Consider the following 7,032-nt stretch of genomic DNA (forward strand, 5'->3'; position numbering starts at 1 on the left):
CCGACCCTGATCTTCGCTGCCCGGTATCCGAAGGTCGAGGCCAGTTCCGCGATGCGGTCGGCCTCGGCCTCCGGGGAGATGTTCCGGACCATGCTCGAGGCGTAGACGGGAACGCTCTCCCTCGCAGCGCCGCCGATGATCCTGTAGACCGGCAGCCCAACGGTCTTCGCGAGCAGATCCCAGACGGCGGTGTCGATGCCGCCGAGGGCGCGGAGCACGAACGAGCTCGGAAACTTGTACTGCTCGCGCAGAAAACTGTCCACGGCGGCCTCAAGGTCCCATGGGTCGACGCCGATGAAGTGCGGCGCCACAAAGTCGTGGAGGACGCGGGCCGTGACCTTCGCCCCGTAGGGAGCAGTCTGCCCGAGGCCGACGAGGCCTTCGTCCGTGTACACCCGCACGGCCACGATCTCGCCGCGCCGAAGGCTTTCGATTCTCGTGATCTTCATTCATTCCTCCAGCCTTGAGGCAATTTTTCACGATGCGAGAGAAGTCTTTCATAACCGTGGACAGACCACAATCGCCTTCCCGTGACTGCCCTTGTCACATCTGCGACACGCCGCAACAAATGGACATGTACAACCCAGAACCCTGCTGACAGAATGGACATGTCCAACGGGATGTACTGACGCGCGGGGGAGCGGGTCTCACGCTTGGGCTCCATGGAAGCTGGGTCCGGGAGTGCATGTGAACATCGAAGAACGCAACCGCCTCGTGGTGGAGAACCTCCCCCTCGTGGGCTATCTCGTCGCTGACGTCTGCTCCCGCGCGACCCACCTCTCCCGCGAAGACATGGCGTCCGCCGGCGCGGTCGGACTCGTTCTGGCGGCCGAGGCATTCGATCCCACGACGGGTGTTCCCTTTGGTGCCTTCGCGCGCCGCCGCATCACCGGGGCCCTCATCGATGAGATGCGGTCCCTCGACTGGGCCGGCCGGGGCGCGCGCAAGCGCATGAAGGCGGTGAGTGCAGTGACGGAAAGCCTCACCGGCGCGCTCGGCCGCAAGCCCACCCACGACGAAATCGCTACCGCGCTCGGGGTGAGCCGCGAAGCCGTGGCAGAGGCAGCGGCTGACGCGGCCCGTACGGTGAGCCCCCTCGACGAGGCGGCTGCGGACACCCTGGTGGCGGACGCCGTCGCCCCCGAAGAGGCGACGCTCGCCGGAGAGCGCACCCGGTACCTCCGCACCGCCGTGCAGTCGCTTCCGGAACGGCTCCGTCACGTCGTCGCCGCGATCTATCTCGAAGGGCGCTCGGTGAAGGAGGTCGCCGAGGATCTGGGGATCACGTCGTCGGCCGTGTCCCAGCAGCGCAGCGAGGCGATCCGCCTCCTCCGCGAGGGCCTGAGCCTGCATTACGGGGACGGGGTGGCCCCCGCCGTCGAATCCCGGGCCATGGCACCGCGGCGAGCCGCCTATCTCGAGACGCTCGCGGAGGCGATCCACGGGATCACGAAGGCGAGTCAGCTCGCCTCGCCGGCCGCTTCGTAGGCGCTGCAGCTACTGATTGCGCCGCCATGCGTCAAAGGCGGCGGCCCTGTCCCTGTCTCGTATCGCTGCAAGCGTTCGGGTCAGCTTCTCCTCGCTGGAGGCGATGGCCTCAGCGGCCTGTTCCAGGCGCTCGGCCAGCTGTTCGAACCGCTCGAGATCGATCGGTGAAACCCCTTCGTGGTCCATCGCTCGCTCCTTCCGACAGTGCCCTCCTCTGGACACTGCCCCTCCGCCGGACTCTGGACGCGTACGCGTCCATGAACTACTCTCGCGCGGGCACAGACGGAAGATCACGCGTACTGAGTACTCGACTTTCAGGGCCTCTCAGCGCTCGATACTTGGGTGGGCTGCGCGCTCTGCGACCAGCGTCGCGTCGCGGCCCACGCCGAACAGCAGGGCGGATCGCCGGGTCCGCATGAAGTGCACCCCGCAGAAGTAGAGGCCGGGCACCACGGTGCTTTCGCCGTCGTCCGTGATCGGGAAGCCTAGCGCATCGCACACGGGAGCCTCGATCCAGGAATAGTCGGGCCGGAAACCGCAGGCGAGGACCACGGCACCGACCTCTTTGAGATCCACCTGCCGCACGGCGTCGCTGCGGAACGGCGCGGGGACTGGCAGTTCGGGTACGGGAAAGCCCGCGCGCGGGAGGTCGGCGGCGAGGAGGGCGCGCAGGTCGGCCCACCGCGCGTCCCCGAACGCTACGGACTCCTCGAGGTCGTCCGCGAACGCGACCACGGATTCGTCCGCGCCCAGCACGCGCCCCGTGAGTTGCACGCCGAGAGCCGCAAGCGTGCGGAAGTGCAGGTCGTGGCCGCCGCCCGCGCCCGTGGCTTGCGGGTTCGCGAGGAATCGCGCGCCCGGCGCCGGGAGGGCGGAGAGGGGCAGGTCGAAGAACGAGCTCCGCGCCAGCCAGGTCACCGTGTCGATCCCGTCCAGGCGGCGAGGAATCCACGGCGCCCGGCCGCACGCGAGCACTACGTCGCGCCCGGCAAGCCGGGCTTCCTCGGCGAGCTGGCAGCCCGTCTGTCCGCTGCCGACGACGACGATCACCCCGGGCGGGAGCTGGCCCGGATGCCGGTACTCGCCGGACGCAAGAATGAGGTCCCTCGGCACCGACGCGAGCGACGGCGGGAGGAACTGGCGCTGAAAGGACCCGGTGCAGACGATCACGGCGTCAGCGGACAGGTCGCCCTCCGAGGTCTCCAGATGGAAGGCGCCGCCGGCGGGCCGGAGGCGCCGCACCTCGACGCCCCGCCGAACCGGCACATGGTGCTGGCTCGCGTAGCCCTCGAGGTAGGCGACGATCTCGTCCCGGCCCACGTGGCCCTCCGGATCGGGACCGGTGTACGGGCTCCCCGGCAGGTCCAGCGACCAATTCGGTGTGACGAGGGTGAAGCTGTCCCAGCGCGAACGCCACGCATGGGCCACGTCGTCCCGCTCGAGGACAATGTGGTCGACGCCGCGAGCCGAGAGCTCCCGGCTCACCGCGAGCCCGGCCTGCCCGGCACCGATCACCACCACCGGCATGGGTGGATGGTAAGTCGGCGGTGCCGGGCGGGAAAGGGCTCAGGTCGCCTGATTGCTCAGGAGGCGGCCGCCATCTTCGAGGCCTCCCAGAGGAAGCCGTCGGGATCGGTGAAGGGCCCGGCACCGGAGATCGCGAGGCGATGCGAGCCGATCCCGTCCGCCGGGACACCGGCGTCCTTGGCCAGGGCGCGCCGCCCATAGAGGGCGAGCTTGATGGGGCCGGCCTCCGCGAACTCGACATACATGCGCCCGAAGCTCTTTGCCACCGTGAGACCGTGCTCCACATAGAACCGCTTGCTGGCCGCCACGTCCGCGACTCCGAGGAGCAGGGCGACCTGGTCGATCTCCTTGCTGGCCGGGGCCGTGTCCTTCTTCGACGACGTCGCGACCTTCCAGATGGTGCCGTCCGGGGCCTGGACCACGCCGCCGTACCCCCAGAAGGACTTCGCGGCCGGCTTGATCGCCGTGGCACCGGCCTGGAGCGCAGCGCCGAGGAGGAGATCCGCATTGGCCGGCTGGGAGACGATCAGCGAGAGGGTGAAGCCGCGGAACCCGTCCGTCGGGGCCTCCGAGGCGCGCACGCGCACGGGGACATCCGCCCCGAACGCTGCCGTGTAGAACTGCTGGGCGGCCGTTGGATCCGCCGCTTCGAGGGTTACTGATTCGATGAGTGCCATGACTTCACGGTAGGTCTGCGCCTCCCCGGGATGCTTCTCGATTCCTGCCCAGTTTTCGCCGCGCGGGCAATACACTGCCCCTAGGACTCAGCGTCGAGGGAGGCCCCGTGGACGTCGGCATCGCAAGGGAGCGCATCGAGGGGGAGAAGCGCGTCGCCGCGACGCCGGAATCCGTGCGGCAGCTCGTGGCACTCGGGCTCGGCGCGGTCATCGAGGCCGGGGCCGGTGCGGCCGCCGGATTCGCGGACTCCGACTACGAAGCAGCGGGAGCGCGGATCGTCCGCGAGCTCGACGTCGCCGCCGTCGACCTCCTCGCGCACGTCCGCCCGCTGGATCCCCTCCGCGCCTCCCACCTCAAGCCGGGCGCCATCACGGTGGGCCTCGCATCGCCGTCCACCGAGCTTCCCACGGTGCGCGCGCTCGCCGACGCGCGGGTCGCCGCGTTCGCGCTCGAGCTCGTGCCGCGCATCTCGCGAGCGCAGTCCATGGACGCGCTCACGTCACAGGCGCTCGTGACGGGCTACCGCTGTGTCATCGAGGCGGCCATCCGCTTCCCCCGCTTCTTCCCGCTGTACATGACGGCGGCCGGCACGATTCCGCCCGCGCGTGTCCTCGTGCTCGGGGCAGGCGTGGCCGGTCTGCAGGCGATCGGCACCGCGAAACGCCTCGGCGCCCGGGTCTCTGCCAACGACATTCGCCCCGCCTCAGCGGACGAGGTTGCGTCCATGGGCGGCACCTTCATCAAGCTCGACCTCGACTCGCCCGAGGCCACGGCGGGAGCCGGCGGCTACGCGCGCGAGCTCACCGCCGACCGCGGGGCACACCAGCGGCGGCTGCTCGCGCCGCACGTGGCCGAGGCGGATGTCCTCATCACGACGGCGGCAGTCCCCGGTCGGCGCGCGCCACTCCTCGTGAGCCGCGACATGGTGGCGGGCATGCGCCCCGGCTCGGTGGTCGTGGACATGGCCGCGGAATCGGGCGGCAACGTGGAGGGGTCCGTCCCTGGCGAGGATGTCGCCGTGGCGACGTCGGACGGCAAAGGCGCGGTGACCGTCGTCGGCCTCAAGGACGCCGCCTCGGCGATGGCCGCCGACGCCTCGCGGCTGTACGCCAAGAACGTCGCCAACTTCATCGCCCTCATGACCTCGGACGGCGAGGCGGTGCCCGACTTCGCCGACGAGGTCCTCGCCGGCGCGTGCCTCACGTACGACGGCGATGTGCGCCACGAGCCCACAGCGCAGGCTCTTGCGGCGCTCGCCACGGCGACGCCCGGGGCCGAGGCCGAAGCTGCCGGGGAGATCGAGGGAGGGGCGGGCTGATGGGCGGAATAGAACTGCTGACGATCACGGTGCTGGCCGTGTTCGTGGGCTTCGAGGTGGTCTCCAAGGTCTCGAGCATCCTGCATACCCCGCTCATGTCGGGGGCGAATGCCATTCACGGCATCATCCTCGTCGGTGCGATCACCGTCGCGGGGCAGGCCACCGACGTCGGGGTGCTCGTGGTGGCGCTGCTTGCCGTCGTCCTCGCGACCGCCAATCTGGTGGGCGGGTTCGTGGTGACGGACCGGATGCTCGAGATGTTCCGCGGCCGCCGCGCCGCCGCGCAGGACGGGGAGGCCAAGTGACCCTGCTCGATCCGACCTGGACCGCGTTGCTGTACCTCGTCGCAGCCGTCTGCTTCATCCTCGCCCTCAAGGGGCTGAGCTCCCCGAAACACGCCCGGCGCGGGAACCTCGTGGGGGCGTTTGGGGCGCTCGTCGCGCTCGTGACGGTGTTCCTCTCGAGCCGGCTGGAGAACACCCCCTGGATCCTCGCCGCGATGGTGGTGGGCTCGGCGGTGGCCGCGCCCGTGGCGCGACGGGTCAAGATGACGCAGATGCCGCAGCTCGTCGCGATGTTCAATGGGGTGGGCGGCGGCGCGGCGGCGCTCGTGGCGCTGCTCGAGCTGCCGCATGCCGACGACGGGTGGCTGCGCCTCGCGATCGCGTTCACGCTGCTCGTCGGGGCTGTGTCCTTCGCGGGATCCGCGGTGACGTTCGGGAAGCTGCAGGAGCTCATGACCACCCGGCCCGTCGTGTTCGCCGGCCTGCCCGTGCTCATGGGCGTCGTGCTGCTCGGGGCGGTCGGGACCGCGGGATTTGTCATCGCGACGGGCTCCCTCGGGCTCGCGGTCACGCTTCTCGTGGTGGGCCTCGTCGCGGGGGTGCTGCTCGTGCTGCCGGTGGGCGGCGCGGATGTGCCGATCGTGATCTCGCTGCTCAACGCGTTCACCGGCCTGGCCGTCGCGGCTTCCGGGCTCGTGCTCGGGAACGTGCTGCTCGTCGTGGCCGGCACGCTGGTGGGAGCGTCCGGGACGATCCTCACCCGGCTCATGGCCTCGGCCATGGGGCGCAGCGTCTCGGGGATCATGTTCGGTGCGTTCCGCGGCGGTTCGACGGCCGGTTCGACCGTGGCGAGCGAGCGGCCCGTGAGGTCTTCGAGCGCCGAGGACGTCGCGATCCTTCTCGGGTACGCGCAGCGGGTCATCATCGTGCCGGGCTACGGGCTCGCGGTGGCCCAGGGTCAGCACACGGCGGCGGAGCTCGCGCAGGCCCTCGAGGCGCGTGGAACTGACGTCGAGTTCGCGATCCACCCGGTAGCCGGCAGGATGCCGGGTCACATGAATGTGCTGCTGGCGGAAGCAAATGTCCCGTACGAGTCGCTCAAGGAGATGGGCGAGGTCAACGGCGAGTTCAAGCAGGCCGACGTCGCTCTGGTCGTCGGCGCGAACGACGTGGTCAACCCCGCAGCGAAGACCACGCCCGGCTCGCCCATCTTCGGGATGCCGATCCTTGAGGCCGGCGAGGCCCGGCAGGTCGTCTTCCTCAAGCGGTCCATGCGGCCGGGGTTCGCGGGCATCGAGAACGACCTCCTGTACGAACCGCAGACCACCCTCCTGTTCGGCGACGCGAAGGAATCCCTCACCAAGGTCCTGACAGCGGTGAAGGCCCTCTAACCACCCCACTCCACCCCCGTTTCGGGTACAGATACTGCCCCCGTTTCGGCCGTTTCGGGTGCAGATAGCGCAGCAGGGAGGGCTCCAGGGGGACCTTCCCGTTGTGCCGTCACTTTTGCAGGGTATGACGGGCGACGGCTGGCGGATTCCGACCGCCTTTCGCCGCGGCCGTCGGCGCGTCCTTGTCCGACACGCCGTCGGGAAACAGATCGAGCGCCGAAAGCTGGTCGGAATCCGACACGACGGGGTCGGACCATGGGGCCCACTGGTGTGACGCCGCGCTCCTGACCGGTTGGGAAGTGGCAACCGGACAGGAGCGCAGCGGGCGGGGGCCCTAAACCGAGGC

The 7,032-nt window shown here is 69.8% G+C and carries 8 protein-coding genes and 1 pseudogene; 4 read left to right on the forward strand and 5 right to left on the reverse strand.

All coding sequences use genetic code 11. The features are described from left to right. Window positions 1–449 (reverse strand): annotated as a pseudogene (locus ACTHL9_RS03835) (hypothetical protein); the annotation flags it as partial. 238 nt (window positions 450–687) lie between these two features. Between ACTHL9_RS03835 and ACTHL9_RS03840 the strand changes: the two are divergent. Further along, entirely contained in the window at window positions 688–1,488 is an 801-nt protein-coding gene (locus ACTHL9_RS03840) for a sigma-70 family RNA polymerase sigma factor (protein WP_440517447.1), read from the forward strand. A 9-nt stretch (window positions 1,489–1,497) separates the two neighbouring features. Here ACTHL9_RS03840 and ACTHL9_RS03845 read toward each other — a convergent pair whose 3' ends face one another. The 3 genes from ACTHL9_RS03845 to ACTHL9_RS03855 all read right to left on the reverse strand — a co-directional run bounded on the left by ACTHL9_RS03845 (window position 1,498) and on the right by ACTHL9_RS03855 (window position 3,692). Continuing rightward, entirely contained in the window at window positions 1,498–1,674 is a 177-nt protein-coding gene (locus tag ACTHL9_RS03845) for a hypothetical protein (RefSeq protein WP_440517449.1), read from the reverse strand. A gap of 138 nt (window positions 1,675–1,812) precedes the next feature. After that, on the reverse strand, window positions 1,813–3,015 hold the full coding sequence (locus tag ACTHL9_RS03850; RefSeq protein WP_440517450.1) for an NAD(P)-binding domain-containing protein: 1,203 nt from the start codon (window positions 3,013–3,015) through the stop codon (window positions 1,813–1,815). Between the two features lie 56 nt (window positions 3,016–3,071). Continuing rightward, window positions 3,072–3,692, reverse strand: coding sequence for a glyoxalase (locus ACTHL9_RS03855; RefSeq protein WP_440517451.1), 621 nt, complete (start codon window positions 3,690–3,692; stop codon window positions 3,072–3,074). 107 nt (window positions 3,693–3,799) lie between these two features. On the opposite strand from ACTHL9_RS03855, the gene ACTHL9_RS03860 reads away from it, so the two are divergent. The 3 genes from ACTHL9_RS03860 to ACTHL9_RS03870 are packed head-to-tail and all read left to right on the forward strand — an operon-like array spanning window position 3,800 to window position 6,686. Continuing rightward, on the forward strand, window positions 3,800–5,011 hold the full coding sequence (locus tag ACTHL9_RS03860) for a Re/Si-specific NAD(P)(+) transhydrogenase subunit alpha (RefSeq protein WP_440517452.1): 1,212 nt from the start codon (window positions 3,800–3,802) through the stop codon (window positions 5,009–5,011). Further along, complete coding sequence (locus ACTHL9_RS03865; RefSeq protein WP_440517453.1) at window positions 5,011–5,316, forward strand: NAD(P) transhydrogenase subunit alpha; 306 nt, start codon at window positions 5,011–5,013, stop codon at window positions 5,314–5,316. The genes ACTHL9_RS03860 and ACTHL9_RS03865 overlap by 1 nt, the downstream gene beginning before the upstream one ends. Next, window positions 5,313–6,686, forward strand: a complete 1,374-nt coding sequence (locus tag ACTHL9_RS03870) for an NAD(P)(+) transhydrogenase (Re/Si-specific) subunit beta (RefSeq protein WP_440517454.1) — start codon at window positions 5,313–5,315, stop codon at window positions 6,684–6,686. Before ACTHL9_RS03865 ends, ACTHL9_RS03870 begins: the two co-directional genes overlap by 4 nt. A gap of 109 nt (window positions 6,687–6,795) precedes the next feature. On the opposite strand, the gene ACTHL9_RS03875 is transcribed toward ACTHL9_RS03870, so the two are convergent. Next, the gene (locus ACTHL9_RS03875) at window positions 6,796–6,927 is read right to left on the reverse strand and encodes a hypothetical protein (protein WP_440517455.1); all 132 of its coding nucleotides are present in this window, start codon (window positions 6,925–6,927) and stop codon (window positions 6,796–6,798) included. Window positions 6,928–7,032 lie beyond the last annotated feature (105 nt).

The organism is Sinomonas sp., from assembly GCF_051955515.1.
Classification (GTDB): domain Bacteria; phylum Actinomycetota; class Actinomycetes; order Actinomycetales; family Micrococcaceae; genus Sinomonas.

Excerpts from the sequence above, each read along its gene's own strand:
- ACTHL9_RS03845 (WP_440517449.1), bottom strand. The coding sequence starts at position 1,674 with ATGGACCACGAAGGGGTTTCACCGATCGATCTCGAGCGGTTCGAACAG.
- ACTHL9_RS03850 (WP_440517450.1), bottom strand. The coding sequence starts at position 3,015 with ATGCCGGTGGTGGTGATCGGTGCCGGGCAGGCCGGGCTCGCGGTGAGC.
- ACTHL9_RS03855 (WP_440517451.1), bottom strand. The coding sequence starts at position 3,692 with ATGGCACTCATCGAATCAGTAACCCTCGAAGCGGCGGATCCAACGGCC.
- ACTHL9_RS03865 (WP_440517453.1), top strand. The coding sequence starts at position 5,011 with ATGGGCGGAATAGAACTGCTGACGATCACGGTGCTGGCCGTGTTCGTG.